At 63.9% G+C, this 19,566-nt stretch carries 18 protein-coding genes; 9 read left to right on the top strand and 9 right to left on the bottom strand.

Annotated elements, in window-relative coordinates; genetic code table 11:
- Positions 1 to 34: 34 nt before the first annotated feature.
- From ACEW7X_RS14125 to queA, 6 genes are all read right to left on the bottom strand, one after another.
- The gene (locus ACEW7X_RS14125) at positions 35 to 1,348 is read right to left on the bottom strand and encodes an MFS transporter (protein ID WP_134838824.1); all 1,314 of its coding nucleotides are present in this window, start codon (positions 1,346 to 1,348) and stop codon (positions 35 to 37) included.
- Between the two features lie 233 nt (positions 1,349 to 1,581).
- The gene (gene secF, locus ACEW7X_RS14120; RefSeq protein WP_068367055.1) at positions 1,582 to 2,520 is read right to left on the bottom strand and encodes a protein translocase subunit SecF; all 939 of its coding nucleotides are present in this window, start codon (positions 2,518 to 2,520) and stop codon (positions 1,582 to 1,584) included.
- Between the two features lie 8 nt (positions 2,521 to 2,528).
- A complete protein-coding gene (gene secD, locus ACEW7X_RS14115) occupies positions 2,529 to 4,400 on the bottom strand; it encodes a protein translocase subunit SecD (protein ID WP_253099738.1) in 1,872 nt (623 codons plus the stop codon).
- Between the two features lie 63 nt (positions 4,401 to 4,463).
- Entirely contained in the window at positions 4,464 to 4,814 is a 351-nt protein-coding gene (gene yajC / locus ACEW7X_RS14110) for a preprotein translocase subunit YajC (RefSeq protein ID WP_420177342.1), read from the bottom strand.
- A gap of 176 nt (positions 4,815 to 4,990) precedes the next feature.
- Positions 4,991 to 6,127: a tRNA guanosine(34) transglycosylase Tgt gene (gene tgt / locus ACEW7X_RS14105; RefSeq protein WP_415359157.1), complete on the bottom strand. Its 1,137-nt coding sequence runs from the start codon at positions 6,125 to 6,127 to the stop codon at positions 4,991 to 4,993.
- Positions 6,128 to 6,131: 4 nt separating this feature from the next.
- Positions 6,132 to 7,184, bottom strand: coding sequence for a tRNA preQ1(34) S-adenosylmethionine ribosyltransferase-isomerase QueA (gene queA / locus ACEW7X_RS14100; protein WP_415359156.1), 1,053 nt, complete (start codon positions 7,182 to 7,184; stop codon positions 6,132 to 6,134).
- 210 nt (positions 7,185 to 7,394) lie between these two features.
- Here queA and dacB point away from each other — a divergent pair, with 210 nt between their 5' ends.
- Both dacB and upp read left to right on the top strand, forming a co-directional pair.
- Positions 7,395 to 8,855, top strand: coding sequence for a D-alanyl-D-alanine carboxypeptidase/D-alanyl-D-alanine endopeptidase (gene dacB, locus ACEW7X_RS14095; protein ID WP_420177341.1), 1,461 nt, complete (start codon positions 7,395 to 7,397; stop codon positions 8,853 to 8,855).
- Between the two features lie 227 nt (positions 8,856 to 9,082).
- Positions 9,083 to 9,721 carry a uracil phosphoribosyltransferase gene (upp, locus tag ACEW7X_RS14090; RefSeq protein ID WP_253099731.1) on the top strand — a complete coding sequence of 213 codons (639 nt, stop codon included), beginning with the start codon at positions 9,083 to 9,085 and terminating at the stop codon, positions 9,719 to 9,721.
- Positions 9,722 to 9,860: 139 nt separating this feature from the next.
- On the opposite strand, the gene cysG is transcribed toward upp, so the two are convergent.
- Positions 9,861 to 11,300: a siroheme synthase CysG gene (gene cysG / locus ACEW7X_RS14085; RefSeq protein ID WP_420177340.1), complete on the bottom strand. Its 1,440-nt coding sequence runs from the start codon at positions 11,298 to 11,300 to the stop codon at positions 9,861 to 9,863.
- 414 nt (positions 11,301 to 11,714) lie between these two features.
- Between cysG and ACEW7X_RS14080 the strand changes: the two genes are divergently transcribed.
- The 6 genes from ACEW7X_RS14080 to ACEW7X_RS14055 all read left to right on the top strand — a co-directional run bounded on the left by ACEW7X_RS14080 (position 11,715) and on the right by ACEW7X_RS14055 (position 15,703).
- The gene (locus ACEW7X_RS14080; protein ID WP_068367037.1) at positions 11,715 to 12,029 is read left to right on the top strand and encodes a DUF883 family protein; all 315 of its coding nucleotides are present in this window, start codon (positions 11,715 to 11,717) and stop codon (positions 12,027 to 12,029) included.
- 36 nt (positions 12,030 to 12,065) lie between these two features.
- A complete protein-coding gene (locus ACEW7X_RS14075; RefSeq protein WP_068367036.1) occupies positions 12,066 to 12,503 on the top strand; it encodes a phage holin family protein in 438 nt (145 codons plus the stop codon).
- The gene (locus ACEW7X_RS14070; RefSeq protein WP_130486560.1) at positions 12,500 to 12,820 is read left to right on the top strand and encodes a hypothetical protein; all 321 of its coding nucleotides are present in this window, start codon (positions 12,500 to 12,502) and stop codon (positions 12,818 to 12,820) included. The genes ACEW7X_RS14075 and ACEW7X_RS14070 overlap by 4 nt, the downstream gene beginning before the upstream one ends.
- A gap of 240 nt (positions 12,821 to 13,060) precedes the next feature.
- A complete protein-coding gene (locus ACEW7X_RS14065; protein WP_134838820.1) occupies positions 13,061 to 13,906 on the top strand; it encodes a heme/hemin ABC transporter substrate-binding protein in 846 nt (281 codons plus the stop codon).
- Between the two features lie 112 nt (positions 13,907 to 14,018).
- Positions 14,019 to 14,912: an iron chelate uptake ABC transporter family permease subunit gene (locus tag ACEW7X_RS14060; RefSeq protein WP_240733360.1), complete on the top strand. Its 894-nt coding sequence runs from the start codon at positions 14,019 to 14,021 to the stop codon at positions 14,910 to 14,912.
- Positions 14,909 to 15,703 (top strand): heme ABC transporter ATP-binding protein, encoded by a 795-nt coding sequence (locus ACEW7X_RS14055; protein WP_420177339.1) that lies wholly within the window; start codon positions 14,909 to 14,911, stop codon positions 15,701 to 15,703. The genes ACEW7X_RS14060 and ACEW7X_RS14055 overlap by 4 nt, the downstream gene beginning before the upstream one ends.
- Positions 15,704 to 15,786: 83 nt before the next feature.
- On the opposite strand, the gene ACEW7X_RS14050 is transcribed toward ACEW7X_RS14055, so the two are convergent.
- Entirely contained in the window at positions 15,787 to 17,331 is a 1,545-nt protein-coding gene (locus ACEW7X_RS14050) for a UbiD family decarboxylase (RefSeq protein WP_253595257.1), read from the bottom strand.
- Between the two features lie 143 nt (positions 17,332 to 17,474).
- Between ACEW7X_RS14050 and ACEW7X_RS14045 the strand changes: the two genes are divergently transcribed.
- The gene (locus ACEW7X_RS14045) at positions 17,475 to 18,263 is read left to right on the top strand and encodes a lytic transglycosylase domain-containing protein (protein WP_068367022.1); all 789 of its coding nucleotides are present in this window, start codon (positions 17,475 to 17,477) and stop codon (positions 18,261 to 18,263) included.
- A gap of 110 nt (positions 18,264 to 18,373) precedes the next feature.
- Here ACEW7X_RS14045 and ACEW7X_RS14040 read toward each other — a convergent pair whose 3' ends face one another.
- Positions 18,374 to 19,540, bottom strand: a complete 1,167-nt coding sequence (locus ACEW7X_RS14040; protein WP_420177338.1) for a pyridoxal phosphate-dependent aminotransferase — start codon at positions 19,538 to 19,540, stop codon at positions 18,374 to 18,376.
- Positions 19,541 to 19,566 lie beyond the last annotated feature (26 nt).

The following is a 19,566-nucleotide window of genomic DNA, read 5'->3' as shown; positions in this document are numbered from 1 at the left end:
AGCCTCGGGAAAGGTTGTCGCAGCCAGCCTGGAATCAGGCGGCCTTGGGGCGCCAGCCGAAGCGGGCCAGCGGCATCATGGCGATGATGATGGCCACGACAGCCGTGACGGCAACGTAGTGCGCCGGGGCCAGCGGGTCTTTTTGCAGCCACAGCTGGGTCAGCACCGGGGTGAGGCCGCCGAAGATGGCATAGGCCACGTTATAGGCGAAGCTCAGGCCCGAGAAACGGATGGCCGGCGGGAAGGTGTGAGTGGAGGCGATGGGCGTCGTGGCAATGGCGCCGCAGAACAGGCCCATGAGGCCGTACAGCAGGATCAGGCTGGTGGCGTCGATACCCGGCAGGCTAAGGTAGAACCAGTACGAGGTGATGATCAGGCCACCCCAGCTGATGATCATGCTGGCACGAATACTGACGCGGTCGCACAGCCAGCCGAAGAACACGCAGCCCAGCGTGAGCATCAGCGTGGCGGCGCAGTTGGCCTGCAGGGCCAGCGGGCGTGGAATTTGATAGCGCGCCTGCAGCAGCGTGGGCGTCATCAGGATCAGTACGACGACAGCGGTCGATAGCGACCACGTCAGGCCGGCGGTGATCATGCAGGCCTTGCGGTGTTCGCGCATCACGGTCTTGACCGGCATTTCAGTCGCCAGCATGCGCTTGGCGGCCAGTTCCTTGAAAATCGGCGTTTCGCCCAGGAAGCGGCGCAGGTAGACCGAGATCAGGCCGAAGATCCCGCCCAGGATGAACGGAATGCGCCAGGCGAATTCATTGACCTCTTCCGGGCTGTAAATGGTGGAAATGGCAATGGACATGATGCTCCCCAGCAGGATGCCGCCAGTGATGCCGGATGTCAGCGCACCAACGCCGAAGCCATAGTGCTGGCGGGGAACGTGTTCGGCAACAAAGACCCATGCGCCGGGCATTTCACCGCCGATGGCAGCGCCCTGGAGTACGCGCATTAGCAACAGGATCAGCGGTGCGGCAATGCCGATATCGGCAAAGGTGGGGGTCAGGCCGATAACCAGCGTAGGCAGGGACATCAGGAAGATGGACAGTGCGAACATGCGCTTGCGGCCCAGGCGGTCGCCGAAGTGGGCGATGATGATGCCTCCCAGCGGGCGGGCCAGGTAGCCCGCGGCGAAAATGCCCAGCGTTTGTAACTGGGACAGCCATTCCGGCATTTCCGGCGGGAAAAACAGGTGCCCGATGGTGAGGGCGAAGAAGACAAAAATGACGAAGTCGTAGAACTCCAGCGTACCGCCCAGGGCGGACAGCGCGAGTGTTTTGTAGTCTTCCCGGTTAAGGGGGCGTTGGCTTGAATCAGGCGGGTTGGTCGAGGCGGAAGTCATGAAAGGTGCTGCAAGTCTGCATCCGTAGAAATGAAAGGGGGACGCAGCGGGCGTCCCGGGTGTTTTGTGTTGTCGGCGCTGTCGCAATGAGCGACGGTAATGCCATGGGCAACATCGTAGCGTATGGACAATAAATCATTTTCATCTCCAGGACACGGCGTCAACTGGGATGCGCATGCAAAAAAACGCCGCCCCTGGGGGCGGCGTTCCTGTTTTCCTGCGTCTACCGGGGCTCAGCCTTCGATAACGTCCGCAGGATTTTCTTCCTTGACCGGCTTGACCAGGTCTTCGCGCTTGACGCCCAGCCACATGGCGATGGAGGCGGCGACGAACACCGAGGAGTAGATGCCGAACCAGATACCGATGGTCAGGGCCAGCGAGAAGTAGTGCAGCGACGGGCCGCCGAAGAAGAACATGGCCAGCACCATCATCTGCGTCGAACCGTGGGTAATGATGGTCCGCGAGATGGTCTGGGTGATGGCGCTGTTGATGACTTCCTTGACGTCGGACTTGCGCTGTTTGCGGAAGTTTTCGCGGATCCGGTCCATGATGACCACGGATTCGTTGACCGAATAGCCCAGTACGGCCAGGACGCCGGCCAGCACGGGCAGCGAAAACTCCCACTGGAAGAACGCAAAGAAGCCCAGGATGATGACCACGTCGTGCAGGTTGGCGATCACGCCGGCGACGGCGAACTTCCATTCGAAGCGGAAGCCCAGGTACACCATGATGCCCAGCACCACGACCAGCAGGGCCATCAGGCCGTTTTCCACCAGTTCCCGGCCCACCTGCGGGCCGACGAATTCCACGCGCCGCAGTTCGACCGAGGGGTCGGCTGCCTGCAGGGCCGCCAGCACGGTCTCGCTTTGCGTGGCCGAGGTTTGCCCTTCGGACAGCGGCAGGCGGATCATGACGTCACGCGAAGTGCCGAAGTTCTGTACCTGGAAGTCGGTGTAGCCCAGACCGGAGACGGTCTTGCGTACGTCGTCCAGCGGTGCGCTCTGCGTGTAGGCCACCTCCAGCACGGTTCCACCAGTGAACTCGATGGAAAGGTGGAAGCCCTTGGTAACAATGAAGAAGACCGCCGCCACGAAGGTGATCAGACTGATCAGGTTCAGCACCAATGCATGGCGCATGAACGGGATGGTACGGTGTATACGGAAAAATTCCATGATGCGTCTCAGTCCTTACCGGGTTTCCAGATGGTGCCGATAGATATCTTGGTGGCCTTGCGGTGCAGGTGGCCGTACCAGAGATTGACCAGCGCGCGCACGCCGACCACCGACGAGAACATCGACGTCAGAATGCCCAGGCAGTGCACGACGGCAAAGCCGCGTACCGGGCCCGTGCCGAACGCCAGCAGCGCCAGGCCGACGATCAGCGTGGTCAGGTTGGAGTCCAGGATGGTGCCCCAGGCACGCTCGAAGCCCAGGTTGATGGCCTGTTGCGGCGTGGCTCCGTTGCGCAGTTCTTCACGTATCCGCTCGTTGATCAGCACGTTGGCGTCGATCGCCATGCCCAGCGTCAGCGCGATGGCGGCGATGCCCGGCAGGGTAAGGGTGGCCTGCAGCATGGATAGCAGCGCCAGCAGCAGCAGCACGTTGAACACCAGGCCGATGGTCGAGAAAATGCCGATCAGGTGGTAGTACAGAATGATGAAGACGGCGATGGCCAGGAAACCGTACAGCGTGGCATTGAAGCCTTGCGCGATGTTTTCGGCACCCAGGCTCGGGCCGATGGTGCGCTCTTCGATGATTTCCATCGGCGCGGCCAGCGCGCCGGCGCGCAGCAGCAGCGAAATGTCAGCGGCTTCTTCGGGGCCCATGCTGCCGGAAATCTGTACCTGACCGCCAGGGATTTCGGTGCGGATTACCGGCGCCGTCACCACTTCGCCCTTGCCTTTCTCGAACAGCAGAATGGCCATGCGCTTGTCGATGTTGTCGCGGGTGATGTCGCGGAAGATACGCGCGCCCTTGGCGTCCAGCGTCAGGTGCACGGCAGGCAGCTGGGTTTGCTGGTCGCGGCCGGGCTGGGCGTCCTGCAGGTTTTCGCCGGTCAGCAGGACCTGGCGGCGTACCAGCAGGGGACGGCCTTCGCGGTCTTCGTAGCGTTCCAGGCCGAAGGGCACGCGGCCGGCAGCCAGGGCCGATTGCGCTGCAGGGGAGTCGTCCACGAGACGGATTTCCAGCGTGGCGGTACGGCCCAGCAGTTCCTTGGCTCGTGCCACGTCCTGTACGCCCGGCAGTTGGACGACGATACGGTCGCCACCTTGCTGCTGGATGATGGGTTCGGCTACGCCCAGCTCGTTGATACGGTTGTGCAGCGTGGTGATGTTCTGGCGCAGCGCATTGGTCTGGACCGCGCTGATGGCCGTCGGGCTCAGCACGCCGGTCAGCAGTACCGGATCATTGGGGTTGTCGCTGAATTCGAGGTCGGTCAGGCGGCCGCGCAAGGTTGTCAGGGCGCGGTCGCGGGTAGTCTCATCGGCAAAACGCAGGGTGACGCTGTGGCCGGTGCGTTCGACGCTGGCCGCGCTGATTTTCTGGTCGCGCAGGATGCTGCGCACGTCACCAGCCAGCGAGTCGTAGCGGGCATTGAGCGCGCCGTTCATGTCGACCTGCAGCAGGAAGTGCACGCCGCCTCGCAGGTCCAGGCCCAGGAACATGGGGTGGGCGCCGAGTGCACTCAGCCATTGCGGCGAGGCCGACAGCAGGTTGAGGGCGACGGTATAGGAGGGATTCTCAGGGTCGGGGTTCAGCGTGCGGTCCAGCAGGTCGCGGGCCTGCAGCTGAATATCGGTATTGGCGAAACGGGCGCGTACCGTGCCTATCGTGCCGCTCTGCTCGAAACTGATTCCGGTCGACTCCAGACCGGCGTCCCGCAACACATTTTCCACCCGGGTCAGCGTGCCCTGGTCGACGCGCATCGTGGCCCGTGCGCTGGATATCTGGACGGCGGGAGATTCACCGAAGAAGTTGGGCAGGGTATAGAGCAGGCCAATCACCAGCGCGACGGCGACGGTGATGTACTTCCATATTGGGTAGCGGTTCATTGCCGGTCTGTCTTGAAAAGTCGGATATGGCCCCGGATGGGACCATATCGGCGGGTATGACGCTTACAGGGCCTTGATGGTTCCCTTGGGCAGCACGGTGGTGACTGCGGTCTTCTGCAGCAGGATTTCCACCGGCTTGTCGGCCAGTTCAGCCACTTCCACGGCGACGTAGGCGTCGGTCACGCGGGTGACCTTGCCGAGGATGCCGCCGGCGGTCATGACTTCATCGCCCTTGGACAGCGCGGCAACGAGGTTGCGGTGTTCTTTCTGGCGCTTCATCTGCGGACGGATCATCAGGAAATAGAGGATCACGAACATCAGAATGATGGGCAGCATTCCCATCAGGGCGCCACCGGTGTCTCCGCCGGTTGCGGCTTGGGCCAGGATCAGGCCGGTCGTTTCAGTTGCGAGCATGAATTCTCCCGTTGATGTTTAGTTATAGGTGTTTGAAAAAGCACCGGCAACATGCCGGCGAGTGGAATTCGAACCGTTTATTGTAGCGGTACGCGAAGACAAGGGTATGGCGGCGCCGCATGCCTGGGCGGCATGCGGCGATTCAAAGGTGTTTGCCCTGGGTTTCCATGACAGTTTCAGTCCACGCCGCGGGCGCGGTCGGCAGCGAATTGCTCGCGCCAGGCCTGGAACGTGCCGGCTGCGATCGCGTCGCGCATCTCCTGCATGATCTGCAGGTAGAAGTGCAGGTTGTGCAGCGTGTTCAGGCGGGCGCCGGTGATTTCGTTGGCGCGTTGCAGGTGGTGCAGGTAGGCGCGCGAGAACTGGCGGCAGGTATGGCAGGCGCAGTGCATATCCAGCGGGCGGGTATCGTCGCGGTAGCGCGCATTGCGGATCTTCACGTCGCCATGGCGCGTGAACAGCCAGCCATTGCGGGCATTGCGCGTGGGCATGACGCAGTCGAACATGTCGACCCCGTTGGCCACGCCTTCCACCAGGTCTTCTGGCGTGCCAACGCCCATCAGGTAACGTGGCTTGTCCTGCGGCATGCGCGGCGCGACGTGCTGCAGGATGCGGATCATCTCTGCCTTGGGTTCACCCACCGACAGGCCGCCGATGGCATAGCCATGGAATCCGATATCGGTCAGGCCGGCCAGTGATTCATCGCGCAGGGATTCGTACATGCCGCCCTGTACGATGCCGAACAGGGCGTTGGGGTTTTCCAGCTGGTCGAAGGCATCGCGCGAGCGCCGGGCCCAGCGTAAGGACATGCGCATGGACGTGGCGGCTTCATCGACCGTGGCTGGGCGGCCCTTGATTTCATAGGGCGTGCATTCGTCGAACACCATGGCGATGTCGGAGTTCAGGCCGCGCTGGATGCGCATGGATTCCTCCGGCGTCAGGAATAGCCTGGCGCCGTCGATGGGCGACGCAAAGCGTACGCCTTCTTCGGTGATCTTGCGCATGCCTTGCAGGCTGAATACCTGGAAGCCGCCAGAGTCGGTCAGGATGGGGCGCTGCCACTGCATGAAACCATGCAGGCCGCCATGCTTTTGCATGATTTCCACGCCAGGACGCAGCCACAGGTGGAAGGTATTGCCCAGCACGATCTGCGCGCCGATTTCTTCCAGTTCGTGGGGCAGCATGGCCTTGACGCTGCCATAGGTGCCCACGGGCATGAAAATGGGGGTCTCGACCACGCCGTGGTTCAGGGTCATGCGGCCGCGTCGGGCCAGGCCGTCGGTGGCCAGCAGTTCGAAATTCAGTCCGGTCATGGGGTCACGCTGCGGGGGATTCGATGAACATGGCGTCGCCATAGCTGAAGAAACGGTAGCGCTCGGCAACCGCATGGGCGTAGGCGCGCTTGATGGGTTCCACGCCGGCCAGCGCCGAAACCAGCATCAGCAGGGTCGATTGCGGCAGGTGGAAGTTGGTGATCAAGGCATCAATATAGTGGAAGCGGTAGCCTGGCGTGATGAACAGGCGGGTATCCCCCGTCATGGCCTGCCCTGGCGGCGTGGCTGTGCCATTGAGCTGCGCTGCCGCCGATTCCAGGGCGCGCACGCTGGTCGTGCCGACGGCGATCACGCGGCCGCCTGCGGCACGGGCCTGGGCGATGGCTTCCAGCGTGGCGGCCGGCACGGTATAGCGCTCGGCGTGCATCACGTGGTCTTCAAGACGTTCGGCCCGCACCGGCTGGAACGTGCCTGCGCCCACATGCAGTGTGACGAAGGCGCGCGCCACGCCCTGGGCCGCCAGTCGATCCAGCATTGCTTCATCGAAGTGCAGCCCGGCGGTGGGTGCGGCCACCGCGCCGGGTTCGCGCGCATAGACGGTCTGATAGCGGCTGTCGTCCTCTGCGTCGGGGCTGTGCTCGATATAGGGCGGCAGGGGCGTGGAACCGTGCTGGTCGAGCAGGCTCAGGGCATCTTCAGGAAAGCGCAGGTGGAACAGGGCGCCGTCGCGTCCCAGTACCTCGGCGTCGAAGGCATCGGCCAGGCGAATGCCGCTGCCGGGCTTGGGGGATTTGCTCGAGCGGATATGCGCCAGGACTTCCGTGCCGCTGAGTATGCGCTCGACCAAAACTTCTATCTTGCCGCCACTGTGCTTGATGCCGAACAGGCGTGCCTTGATGACACGGGTGTCGTTGAAGACCAGCAGGTCGGCAGGGTGCAGCAGCGCCGGTAACTGGCTGAAATGCATGTCGTGCAGCTGGGCCTGCGGATCCAGCCGCAAGAGCCGGCTGGCATCGCGCCGGGCTGCGGGGGTTTGCGCAATCAGTTCCGGGGGCAGCGTATAGTCGTAATCGGAAAGCAACAAGGGTGTGGACACAGGACGGACGAATATCTGGCGCGCAGGGCGCGGTGGGCCGGCGCAACAAGCCGGCAGGTCGCTGCATTTTAGACGCTGCGTGCCAGGTTTGTGGGGCAGGTCCGGTTTTGGTTATGCTGGCGCAGGCGTGGCCCGTTGCCGTGTTGCTTCCAGCGGCGGGCCGGGTGTGGCAGGCATGCGGCAAGGCAGCGGTACGACAGCGGGAAGAATATGGCGTCAGTAGCAAGAAAATGGGCAGGGCAGGTGGCGGGCAAGCGGATGGCGGCGTGGATGCTGCTGGCCCTGGCCTGCCTGGGCGCGCCGGTGCAGGCGGCGCTCAAGGGCGTGCCGGCCGAAGTCGACAGCGCATGGCGGGCGACGGGCCTGCCGGAAGAGTCACTGTCGTTGGTGGTGCGCGAACTCGCCGGCAAGGAATTGGTGCACATCAACGGTGAAGTGCCGCGCAACCCGGCTTCCGTCATGAAGTTGGTGACTACCTGGGCGGCCTTGTCCGAGCTGGGGCCGGCGCATACCTGGCGCACGGCCCTGCTGACCGAACCCGGCGCGCGTCCCGATGAGCAGGGCCGCTTGCCTGGCGCTCTTTATCTGCGCGCCTCGGGTGACCCCTTGTTCGATATACGCGACCTTTGGGCGCTGCTGCGCGAACTGCGCCTGCGCGGCGTACAGCATATCGGCCAGGTGGTGGTGGACCGTAGTGTTTTCGGGCCGGTGCAGATAGATCCCGGCGCGTTCGACGGCGCCGGGGATCGTCCCTATAACGCCAGCCCCGATGCCCTGGTGGTCGGGTTCGGTGCGTCGCGGCTGTTGTTCCTGCCCGATGCGCCTGCGCGCAAATGGCGTGCAACGATGGACCCGCCGTTGCCGGGCGTGCGCCTGGAAGGCGAGGTGGAATGGAGCGATGTCCGCTGCCCGGGTGCGCCGGTCGTGCGTACCGAGCCGGTGATTCACCAGGACGGCATCGTGCTGAAGCTGAGCGGCAAGGTGGCAGGGTCTTGCGGCGAATTCAGCCTGTATCGGCTGGCGCTGGGGCAGGTCGATTTTGCCCAGCGTACTTTCGAGTATCTCTGGCGCTCCATGGGCGGGACGTTTGGCGGGCAATGGCGCGATGGCCAAGTGCCGCCGGATGCGGTGCTGCTGGCCCAGCATGAGTCGCCGCCGCTGTCGGATGTGATCCGGGTCATCAATAAACGCAGCAACAACGTCATGGCGCGCATGGTGCTGCTGGCGCTGGGCGTCGAGCGTGGCCGCGGACCGGCGACGGTGTCAGGCAGCGGCCAGGTGGCACAGGCCGTGCTGGCGCGCCAGGGGCTGGCCATGCCGGAGCTGGTGCTGGACAACGGCGCCGGGCTGTCTCGCCAGGCGGCCGTTTCGGCAGATAGCCTGGCATCCCTGCTGGATGTGGCCTGGCGTTCTCCGTGGATGCCGGAATTCCTGTCTTCGCTGGCGATTGTGGGCGTGGATGGCACGGTCAGGCGGCGTTTGCAGAACAAGCCGGCGCAGGGCCGGGCACACTTGAAGACAGGGTCGTTGCGGGATGTGCGTGCAATTGCGGGCTATGTGTCCGGCGCCAGCGGCAAGCGCTACATCGTCGTCAGCATCGTCAATCATGCCGAGGCGGACAAGGTGCGCGCATTCGACGACGCGTTGGTGGCCTGGCTCGCCGAGCGGTGAATGCCGGGCGTTCGCTTATTACCCCTGGCGGGCGTGAGGGCAGGATAGAGGGCGGATAGGGCAGGGTTAAGGGCTTGCTTGCTGGTGGCGGCAGCCCTGGCAGCGTGGCGGGCGCAATGCCGAAAAAGGTGTTTTTCGAGGCGCGGGCCGGGGCAGGCTACATTTAGTTCTTGCCAGTCGCCTGCCCTTCCGTTATAGATGCGAGCGCAGATATACGGAGATATTTCATGGCACTTTACGAAGTCCGCCACCCGCTGATTCGTCACAAGCTCGGGTTGATGCGGCGAGCCGATTTGAGCACCAAGAGTTTTCGCGAGCTTTCACAAGAGGTCGCCGCCCTGCTGACCTACGAGGCTTCGCGGGATATGCCGCTGGAAGCGCATGAAGTCCAGGGATGGTGTGGCGCCGTCAGCGTGGAAAAACTGGCTGGCAAAAAAGTGACGGTCGTGCCTATCCTGCGTGCCGGTATCGGCATGCTGGATGGCGTGCTGACACTGATCCCGGGTGCGCGCGTGAGCGCCGTCGGGGTGGCGCGCAACGAGGAAACGCTGGAAGCCCATACCTACCTGGAAAAGCTTGCCAGCGACATGGACCAGCGCCTGGCGCTGATCATAGACCCGATGCTGGCGACGGGCGGTTCCATGGTGGCGACCATCGACCTGCTCAAGCGCGCTGGCTGCCGCGACATTCGCGCGCTGGTTCTGGTGGCTGCGCCCGCCGGTATCGAAAAAGTGCAATCACGCCATCCGGACGTGGATATCTATACGGCATCCATAGACCAGGGCCTCAATGAGCACGGTTACATCGTGCCCGGCCTGGGTGACGCCGGCGACCGCATTTTCGGTACGCAGCAGAAAAGCAGCTGATCCGGCAACGGCAGCAACCGCAGGCGGCAAGGTCCGCCTGCCGAAACAGCGTGGTGAAGTCGGTGGAGAATGTTGGCTTCGGGCTTCGGGCTTCGGGCTTCGGGCTTCGGGCTTCGGGCTTCAGCGGCAGGCGTCGGCTTCAGGTGGCAGGAACCAGCGAGGCTGGCGTCTGTATCGCTTTGGGTGTGCTGTCCAGCAGTTCGCCGAACCAGTGGTGGGTCGTTGCCAGGGCTGCCACTTCGCCGATGATTAGCAAGGCAGGCGCATGAATGGCGTGTCGCTGGGCATCCTGCGCCAGGCGTGCCAGGGTCGTGGGCAGCACGCGCTGCCCGGGTAGCGACCCATTTTCTATCAGGGCACAGGGCGTGTTTGCCGCACGGCCATGGGCCTGCAATTGCTGGCTCAGGGTGTCCAGCTGGCCGACGCCCATGTAGAACGCCAGGGTCTGGTGTTCTGCCGCCAGCGCGCGCCAATCGAGCGTATCTTCCGACTTGGCGCAATGCGCCGTGATCAGGCGCACGGACTGCGCGTGGTCACGATGGGTCAGGGGGATGCCGCTATAGGCCGCACAGGCCAGCGCGGCGGTAATGCCCGGCACGATTTCGTAGGGGATGCCGTCGGCACGCAAAGCGCTGATTTCCTCGCCCCCACGCCCGAAAATGAAAGCATCCCCGCCTTTCAGGCGCACGACTTTGCGGCCGGCGACGGCGTGTTCGCGCATCAAGGCGTGGATATTCTCCTGGGTGGCATCATGGTTGCCGCCCAGGCGCTTGCCAACGGAAATGCGGGTGGCGTCGCGTCGCGCCAGCGACAGGATCTCATCACTCACCAGCCGGTCGTACAGGATGACGTCGGCTTCATTCAGGGCACGCAGGGCCTTGAGCGTCAGGAGCCCGGGGTCGCCTGGTCCGGCGCCTACCAGCGTGACACTGCCCGGCAGCGGCGGGTATTCCTGTGCCAGCGCTTGCTGCAAGGCCTGTTCGGCGGCTTGCGGGCGAGCCTGGCGCAGCAGGGCAGCCACCGGGCCGTCCAGCAGCCAATCATAGAACTGGCGCCGGCGCCGCAGGTCGGGCAGGCGCGCACGGATGCTGATACGCCGCTTGGCGGCCAGGCTGGCGAGCGGGCCCAGGGAGTGGTCCAGCAGGCTTTCCAGGCGCTCGCGGATGCGGCGGGCCAGCACCGGCGCCGTGCCGCCAGATGAAATGGCGATCTGTATGGGGTCGCGGTTGATGACGGACGGCACCTGGAAACTGCAGCGTTGCGGATCGTCGACGACATTGGTGAAGATGTGGTGCTGCTCGCCTGCTGCCGCGACGGCTGCATTCAATGCGACATCGTCGGTGGCGGCAATGATCAGCCAGTTGCCGGCCACCCAGCCCGGTTCGAAGTGGCCGTCTATGTGGCGCAGCCTGCCCTGGTCGCGCAGTGCGCGCAGTGCTGGCGTCAATGCGGGGGCGCCCAGGGTGATTGCCGCGCCGGCGTCCAGCAAGGCGAGCGTTTTACGCTCGGCGACATCGCCTCCGCCCACGACCAGAACGGCGCGGTTGCGTAAGTCGGCAAAAATTGGAAACAACGGCATGGCGGCAGGCATGGCAGAAAGGGCAGCTTATTTTGGCATCGACGCTCCACTGCTGGAATGATTGAAAACTCATGACTTAATGACTTATCGGCATATGGGCGGCAGCGCGATTGCCTGGGGCGATACAGACCTGGCAGTCTGTTTTTCGAGGCGGTATCCGGCCTGAAAGCGGCGGTACGGCGCGTTTGAAACAATTTGTCTGACTTGGCCTGAACTATGGCTTGCCGCAGCGCTTTGCGCTGCTATCATGACGACATGGGCCGTTTTGACGGCGCCTGTCCGCGGTGTCTACGCTTTGCGGCGGATGTTGCCTGGCAGCGCTGGAGGATGGCTGGAACATGTATTTTCATCCGTCAGTCATGGCGGCATTTCATCGCCGCGCCCTGTGGGGCGCGTTTTCCAGGAGCAGAATCCATGTCTCGTAAATCCGCGGAATCCACCAGGGACGTCCTGATCGACAACGTGAAGTCCACGTTGCATGATGCTGAAGCGCTGTTGCGTGAAGCGGCTGCCAGCAGTGGCGAGAAAGCCGCCGAGCTGCGCGAGCGGGCCTTGGTTTCCCTCAAGCGCACCCGAGAAGCCGTGCATGACGCACAGGACGCCATCGTGACGCAAGGCCGTCGCGCTGCGCGCGCCACCGATGACTATGTGCACGACAAGCCCTGGCAGGCCATTGCTGCCGCCGGCGTGGTGGGCCTGTTGCTGGGCTTGGTAATCGGCCGTCGCTGACTGGCGTAGCCGGCCAGACGCTACCGGGAAATCCGTATGAACCTGAAAGACTCTCTTACCGCCTTGGGTGCGACCGTTCTGGAGGCGTTCAGGACGCGTCTGGAACTGTTCGGTCTCGAGCTCGCGGAAGCGCGCCTGCGGCTGGTCAAGCTGCTGGGCATGTTCTTCGTCGCGGTTTTTCTGTTGGCGCTGGCTGTCCTGCTATTTTCGCTCTGGTTCGCCATGTTGTTCTGGCAGACTGAGTACCGCTACATCGCATTGGGGGCGCTGGCCGGCGTTTACGCGCTGATCGGCCTGTTCCTGCTATACCGGCTGCGGCACGACCTGGTGCATGGTGAATCTCCTTTTGCCGCGACCCTGGAAGAGCTGCGCCGTGACGCAGACATGCTCAAGCATCTGCGCAGTGAAGTCGACGCGGCAGGCCAGGCGCTCGAGCGGCAATCCCTGCAATCTGGCCGGGAGGATCGTCCGTGAGCAAGAAAATGTCGGACCGCCAGATGAAGATCGCTCTCCTGCGTACGCAGGCATCTGTCGAGCGTGAATTGTTGCTGCAATATGCTGCCTCGGCGCGGGATAACGTCTCGCGCGTGACCAGCTGGGGCGGCAAGGTCGGTGGCAGCGGGATCATCGGCAGTGTGTTCCGTATTTGGACGCTGGCCTTGCGTCATCCGGTGATTACGTCGACGGCATCGGCGTGGCTGTTGCGCGGCAAGCGTTCGCGCTGGCTGCGGCTGGGCGGCGTGGCCGTCGTGGCCTGGCGTGTCTTCAGCATGCTGGGCGGGCGTCGTTAAGCAAGCTCCTGCCCTGGCCTGACGGCGTCTGGCGCTGTTTGCCGCTGGCTGGGCAGGGGTGTTTCCGTCAATTGCGTCAACTGCCGTACAGCACGATTTGCCCGGCCTGAGCGGGAAACTTGCTGTAATATAGAACGATTATCTTTTAGTCCTTTTTTCCCCTGGCCTTGATCGTTCGGTGGATGGACGCCTGCGTGTGCGGGCGCTGGTCCCGGTATCCGGAATAATGACGGAAATTCTATGAAGAAACTGCTGGTAGCGCTGCTGGGCGCGGCGTTTTGCGCGGGGGCCCAGGCTGCCCCGGAACGTATTGTGTCGCTGGGTGGCACGGTGACCGAGATCATCTATGACCTGGGCCATGGCGACAGTGTCGTGGCCAGTGATATCTCCAGCATCTACCCACCAGCCGTGCAGTCCCTGCCGCGTGTCGGCTACTACCGTACCGCACCGGTGGAAGGCATTGCCGCCATGCAGCCGGACTTGATTCTGGCTTCGGAACAGGCCGGTCCGCAGCAAACCTTCAAGCGCCTGAGTGATCTGGGCATCAAGGTCGTGCAGGTTTCCGACGGCCACTCCATTGAATCCCTGTTCGAGCGCATTGACAGCGTGGCAGATGCGCTGGACGATCAAGCGGCCGGCAAGGCTCTGGCCGAGAAAATTCGCACGGATCTCGATGCCAGCCTGGCACTGCCGGAAACGCCCCTGTCCGCCCTGTTCATCATGGTGCGCACCAGCAAGCCTTCCGGGGCGGGCAATGGCACGGCGGTCAATGAGGTCCTGAAGCTGGCCGGCCTGAAGAATGCCATGGCGGAGCAGCAAGGATACAAGACGCTGTCGGCCGAAGGCGTCATCCAGCTTGCGCCCGAGATGATCGTGACCACCACGATGTCACTGGAAGCCGTGGGCGGCATGGAAAAATTTCTGCAGTTGCCTGGCGTCTCTGCGACTCCTGCCGCCAAGGCTGGCCGGGTGCTTGCACTCGACGACCTGTTGATCATGGGTATGGGGCCGCGTTTGCCCGAGGCCGTTCGCAGTCTCAAGGAAGCAGCCGCCAAACCGGCTACCGGCAGCAGCAGCGGTTCCTGACGTGGCACTGAGTTCAAGCCGTTCCCAGCGTGTCGGGCTGCTGGGGTTGACTGCATTTACCCTGTTGATTGCCTTACTGGCCGCAGTTTCCGGGGCTGTCGAGATTCCCCTGATGCGGATTCCGGCGCTGCTGGCCGGAACCCAGGCGCCGGAGGAAACCCTGTGGCGCAATGTGCTGCTGGATATCCGCCTGCCTCGGGTGCTGTTCGCCTTGCTGGCGGGAGCGGCGCTGGCCGTATCCGGCGCGGTGATGCAGGCGCTGTTCCGCAATCCGCTGGCCGAGCCTGGCCTGGTCGGTATTTCAGCCGGCGGCTCCCTGGGGGCTGTCGGGGCCATTGTGCTGACCAATGGCGGGTTCTGGGTGCTGGCGCCTTCGGCCTTTGTCGGCAGCCTGCTGGCGACCATGCTGGCCTATATGCTGGGCCGCCGCTTTCCCGGCGTTGCCGGTTTGTTGCTGGCAGGGATCGCGATCAACGCGGTCGCAGGCAGCATCATCGGTATCTTCACATTCATTGCCACGGATACCCAACTGCGCGATCTGACTTTCTGGAGCATGGGCAGTCTGGCTGCGGCAGACTGGAAGCTGCTGTCCTATCTCGCGCCATGGCTGGTGATCGTAGGCGCCTGGATGCTGTTCCAGTGGCGGGCGCTCAATGCCTTGCTGCTGGGCGAGCGCGAAGCGCAGCATCTGGGCTATGCATTGAAATCCATCCGCCGCCGCCTGGTCGTGGGCACGGCGCTGATCGTCGGTCCGCTGGTTGCCGTCACGGGCGGCATCGCGTTTGTTGGGCTGGTCGTGCCGCACTTGATCCGGCTGACCTTCGGTGCCGACCACCGCTGGCTGCTGCCGGGGTCGGTCGTGGCCGGTGGCCTGGGCTTGACGCTGGCCGACTGGGTTTCTCGCATTGCGGTGATTCCGGCGGAGCTGCCCATCGGCTTGGTGACCAGCCTTATCGGCGGTCCGTTCTTCCTGTGGCTGCTGGCCCGTCGCAAGGGGCTGACATGAGCCTGAGTGCAAATACGATCGCGGTTTCCCGGCGGACGCGTGAAATCCTGTCGGATGTTTCGCTGGATCTGCTGTCGGGCAGTGTTGTCGCGCTGCTGGGCGCCAACGGGGCAGGCAAATCCACCTTGCTGGGCGCTTTGGCCAATGAACTGTCCTACCAGCGTGGGCAGGTGACGCTGGATGGCACCGAGCTGGAGGAAGTCGGACACCATGGCCTGGCCCGCCGCCGCGCGGTATTGCCGCAGCATTCGTCGCTGTCCTTCGATATGCCGGTGGATCAGGTTGTCGCCATGGGGGCCTATCCGTTCCCCGAAGTCGAGCCAGCCGTGGTGGAAGCGGAGATTCGCCGGGCGTTGGCCTGTGTCGAATGCGAAGCCTTCCTGGGCCGGCGCTATGGTGAACTATCGGGAGGGGAGCAGCAGCGCGTGCAGAGCGCCCGGGTGCTGCTGCAATGCCTGGTTGGCCGTACCGCAGGTGATGCGCGCTATCTGATGCTGGATGAACCTACCGCAAGCCTGGACCCGCGTCACCAGCAAGGCCTGCTGCGCGCCGTCACGCAACTGGCGGCAACCGAACGTCTCGGGGTGCTGGCCATCCTGCATGATGTCAATCTGGCGGCGCGCTGGTGCGACCGCATCGCGCTGCTGGCGCAAGGCCGGCTGATCGCCTGTGGTGCGCCGGCGGAGGTGCTGACGGAAGCCAACCTGGCCGAAGTCTACGACATGCCGGTGCGCGTCCTGCCGCATCCGCTGGCGCCGAAACGTCCGCTGGTTTGCTTCGACCTGGATTGAAGACCAGGTCCATGCCGCCCCTACTGGCGGCATGAGCCCGGGCGTGGGCAGGGCGAGCCGGTGCCCCCGTCGCGGTGGTGCTGTTACAGCCCCAGTGTTTCCCACATGGCGTCGACCCGTTCTTGCACCGACTTGTCCATGGTGATGGGGCGGCCCCATTCCCGGCTGGTTTCTCCAGGCCACTTGTTGGTGGCGTCGAAACCCATCTTGCCTCCCAGGCCCGAAACAGGCGAGGCAAAGTCCAGGTAGTCGATGGGCGTGTTTTCCACTGGCACGGCATCGCGCACGGGGTCCATGCGCGTCGTCATGGCCCAGACCACTTCCTTCCAGTCGCGGATGTTGATGTCCTCGTCGACCACGATGATGAACTTCGTATACATGAACTGGCGCAGGATGCTCCAGATACCGAACATGACGCGCTTGGCATGGCCTGCATACTGCTTGCGGATCGAAACGATGGCCAGGCGGTAGCTGCAGCCCTCGGGCGGCAGGTAGAAATCGGTGATTTCCGGCAACTGCCGGCGCAATAGCGGCACGAACACTTCATTGAGCGCCACGCCGAGCACGGCCGGTTCGTCTGGCGGCTTGCCGGTGTAGGTTGTGTGATAGATCGGATCGCGGCGCATGGTAATGCGATCCACGGTAAAGACCGGGAACCAGTCCTGCTCGTTGTAATAGCCGGTGTGGTCGCCATAGGGGCCTTCCAGCGCCATCTCATAGCCGCTGTCGGGCGGTGGCGGAGCGCCTTCGGGCACCTGCGGCGCAATGGCGCGCGGGTCGCTGCTGGGCAGCAGATGGCCTTCCAGAATGATTTCCGCGCGTGCCGGCACCGACAGCTTGCTGCCCAGTGCCGACGCCACTTCGGTACGCCCGCCGCGCAGCAGTCCGGCGAACTGGTATTCCGACAGGCTGTCGGGCACCGGGGTCACGGCACCCAGGATGGTGGCAGGGTCGGCGCCCAGCGCCACGGCGACCGGGAAAGGTTGTCCTGGATTGGCCAGTTGGTGGTCGCGGAAGTCCAGCGCGCCGCCACGGTGCGACAGCCAGCGCATGATGAGCTTGTTGCGTCCTAGCAATTGCTGGCGGTAGATGCCCAGGTTCTGGCGCTTGGCGCGCGGCCCCTGGGTGATGACCAGGCCCCAGGTCAGCAGCGGCGCGGCATCGCCGGGCCAGCAGTGCTGCAGGGGCAGGTTGTTGAGGTCGACATCATTGCCTTCCAGCACGATTTCCTGGCAGGCCGGGCTGCGTACATTGCTTGGGCGCATATCCCAGAGCGCAGCCTTGAGCATGCCGACCTTGGCAAAAGTATCGCGCAGGTCGCGTGGCGGTTCGGGTTCGCGCAGCGAAGCCAGCAGTTCGCCGGTTTCACGCAGCGCCGACACGTCTTCCGCGCCCATGCCCCATGCCACGCGCTGGGGCGTGCCGAACAGATTGGCCAGTACCGGCATGGCAGCCTTGCTGCCGTTGTGGCGCGCATTTTCGAACAGTAGCGCCGGTCCGCCCTGGCGCAGGATGCGGTCGCCGATTTCGGTCATTTCCAGGTGGGTGGAAACTGGTGCGCTGATGCGCCGCAGCGCATCGCGCTGTTCGAGCTGGGCAATGAAATCCCTGAGGTCGCGATACTTCAAGATGACTCCCGATGGAACGAAGCCGAATGTAAAAAACGTTTCTCGCCGTCACCCATGGCCGTTCCGGGCAGGGAGTCCGGGGGAAAGAGGTTAACATCCAGGCTTGATTTGCATGTCATGCATATTATTAATGGAGTTTAACCATGTCCGCAGATCCTGAATCCGGGAGCTGGCGGCGGTATGCGAAGAGCGCGTATGGTTCTCTGGGGGCACTCACCCGTGTCGGCACCCGTTATCTGGGGCTGGGTGTGCTGGTCGCCGGCCTGTTGACCGCCCTGTTGCCGGATGTCCGCCAGCAGATGGTACGTATCCAGCAGGCGGTATTGGCGGAAATCTATCCGCTGGAATCCGAATCCTTTGCTCATTCCCCGGCCCAGGCATTGGGCCAGAGCGTGGCCTCAGCCGGCAGCAGCCAAGGGCTGGCGGCGCTGAACCATGTCTCCCTGCCGCTAGACATCATGCGCGAGCTGGGCGTCAGCGTCGGGCAGGTGGATGCGCTGCGCAGCTATATCGCACGTAAGTACCGCGTTGCCTACGATGCCACCGGCGGCGTCGTTGCGACCAGTTTCCGGGTAGGCCACGAAAAGGAACTGGACCCCTTGCTCCTGCTGGCCGTGATTGCCATTGAATCCCGCTACAACCCGCTGGCCGAAAGCTCGGTTGGTGCCCAGGGCCTGATGCAGGTCATGACGCGGGTGCACCGCGACAAGCTCGACCCCTACGGTGGACCTTCGCAAGCGCTCAATCCCGTCGTGAACATCAACGTGGGCAGCATGATCCTGTCCGACTGTATCCGCCGCCGTGGTTCGGTGCAGGGCGGCCTGGCCTGTTATGTGGGGGCCACCGGCCCTTCGGATGGCGGCTATGGCGCACGCGTACTGGCCGAACGCCGCCGCCTGGCGCTGGCGGCCGGCATTCCGCTGGTGCGCTGACCCAAGGCGACGGCGCAGGCAGAAAGCGATGCAGGGAAAAACTGCCGGCTTTCCCCGCTGTCAGCACACTCAAGCAGGCTGACAGCCGGGGCGGGTGTTGCCTGGCAGGCTCAACGGCCCAGCATCGTGCCGATGCGGGCGACCGCTTCTTCCAGCTTTTCGGTTGCCGTCGCGTAGGAAAAGCGCATGGCACGTGCGCCATGCGTCGGGCCGAAGTCGTGCCCGGGGACGGCGGCAATGCCGGCTTCATCGAGCAGCCGCCGCGAGAAGGCCGCGCTGTCGCTGGCATGGGCGCTGATATCCGCGAAGATATAGAAAGCGCCATCAGGCCGGGCGTCCACCCGCAGGCCCAGGCGTTCGAAGGCGGGCAGCAGGAAGTCGCGCCGCGCCTTGAAGATTTCCCGGCGCGCTTCGAAAATTTCCAGCGATGCCGGCTCGAAGCAGGCCAGGGCTGCGTATTGCGACAAGGCGGGCGGGCAGATCATCAGGTTGGATGCCAGTTTCTCCACCACTGCTACCAGCGGCTGCGGCACGATCATCCAGCCCAGGCGCCAGCCGGTCATGTGGAAGTATTTGGAAAAGCTGTTCAGGATGATCAGGTCATCGTCCAGCGACAAGGCCGAACGCGGTGCTGCTTCATAGGACAACCCCAGGTAGATCTCATCGACAATAGACAGCCCGCCACGGGTGCGCACGGCCTGCAGCAGTTCGGCCAGCGCGGCGCGTGGAATGGACGTGCCGGTGGGGTTGCTGGGCGAAGCCACGAGGATGCCGCGTGTTTTCGGCCCCCAGTTGGCAGCGACGCTGGCAGCGGAAAGCTGGTAGCGCTCCGACGCATGGCAGGGAATGAGGCGCGAGACGCCGCCAGCGCTGCTGATGAAATTGCGGTTGGCGGGGTAGCAGGGGTCCGGCATCAGGATTTCATCGCCGGGATTGATGAGCGTCAGCGCGGCCAGCAGCAAGGCACCTGAGGCGCCCTGGGTGACGACGACGCGTGCGGGATCGACCGGCGCGCCCAGTTGCTCACCGTAATAACGAGCGATGGCTTCGCGCAGGGCCGGGATGCCCAGTGTCGGCGTGTAGCCGCTGCGGCCGTCGCGCGCAGCACGCATCAGCGCATCGAGCACGGGTTCGGGGGCAGTGAAATCGGGCTCGCCTATGCCCAGGCTGATGATATCCGCGCCGGCAGCCTGGCGCGCCAGGGCCTGCTTGAAAATTTCCATGGCCTGGAACGGCTGGATATCCAGGGTGCGCTGCGCGGGAGAGGGGGATGACATGTGGGTCCTGAACGGAAGAATCGGAT

Source organism: Kerstersia gyiorum, from assembly GCF_048595715.1.
In the GTDB taxonomy this organism is placed as follows: Bacteria; Pseudomonadota; Gammaproteobacteria; order Burkholderiales; family Burkholderiaceae_B; genus Kerstersia; species Kerstersia gyiorum.
The sequence above is the reverse complement of the archived record's forward strand: the minus strand, read 5'-3'. Positions and strand labels throughout refer to the sequence as shown.

Bases quoted from the DNA above. Each gene is read 5' to 3' on its own strand.
- upp (WP_253099731.1), top strand. From the start codon at position 9,083: ATGGCACTTTACGAAGTCCGCCACCCGCTGATTCGTCACAAGCTCGGG.
- ACEW7X_RS14060 (WP_240733360.1), top strand. From the start codon at position 14,019: ATGCGGATTCCGGCGCTGCTGGCCGGAACCCAGGCGCCGGAGGAAACC.
- ACEW7X_RS14065 (WP_134838820.1), top strand. From the start codon at position 13,061: ATGAAGAAACTGCTGGTAGCGCTGCTGGGCGCGGCGTTTTGCGCGGGG.
- yajC (WP_420177342.1), bottom strand. From the start codon at position 4,814: ATGCTCGCAACTGAAACGACCGGCCTGATCCTGGCCCAAGCCGCAACC.
- ACEW7X_RS14075 (WP_068367036.1), top strand. From the start codon at position 12,066: ATGAACCTGAAAGACTCTCTTACCGCCTTGGGTGCGACCGTTCTGGAG.
- ACEW7X_RS14045 (WP_068367022.1), top strand. From the start codon at position 17,475: ATGTCCGCAGATCCTGAATCCGGGAGCTGGCGGCGGTATGCGAAGAGC.
- secF (WP_068367055.1), bottom strand. From the start codon at position 2,520: ATGGAATTTTTCCGTATACACCGTACCATCCCGTTCATGCGCCATGCA.
- secD (WP_253099738.1), bottom strand. From the start codon at position 4,400: ATGAACCGCTACCCAATATGGAAGTACATCACCGTCGCCGTCGCGCTG.
- tgt (WP_415359157.1), bottom strand. From the start codon at position 6,127: ATGACCGGACTGAATTTCGAACTGCTGGCCACCGACGGCCTGGCCCGA.
- ACEW7X_RS14080 (WP_068367037.1), top strand. From the start codon at position 11,715: ATGTCTCGTAAATCCGCGGAATCCACCAGGGACGTCCTGATCGACAAC.
- ACEW7X_RS14055 (WP_420177339.1), top strand. From the start codon at position 14,909: ATGAGCCTGAGTGCAAATACGATCGCGGTTTCCCGGCGGACGCGTGAA.
- cysG (WP_420177340.1), bottom strand. From the start codon at position 11,300: ATGCCGTTGTTTCCAATTTTTGCCGACTTACGCAACCGCGCCGTTCTG.
- ACEW7X_RS14040 (WP_420177338.1), bottom strand. From the start codon at position 19,540: ATGTCATCCCCCTCTCCCGCGCAGCGCACCCTGGATATCCAGCCGTTC.
- dacB (WP_420177341.1), top strand. From the start codon at position 7,395: ATGGCGTCAGTAGCAAGAAAATGGGCAGGGCAGGTGGCGGGCAAGCGG.
- ACEW7X_RS14125 (WP_134838824.1), bottom strand. From the start codon at position 1,348: ATGACTTCCGCCTCGACCAACCCGCCTGATTCAAGCCAACGCCCCCTT.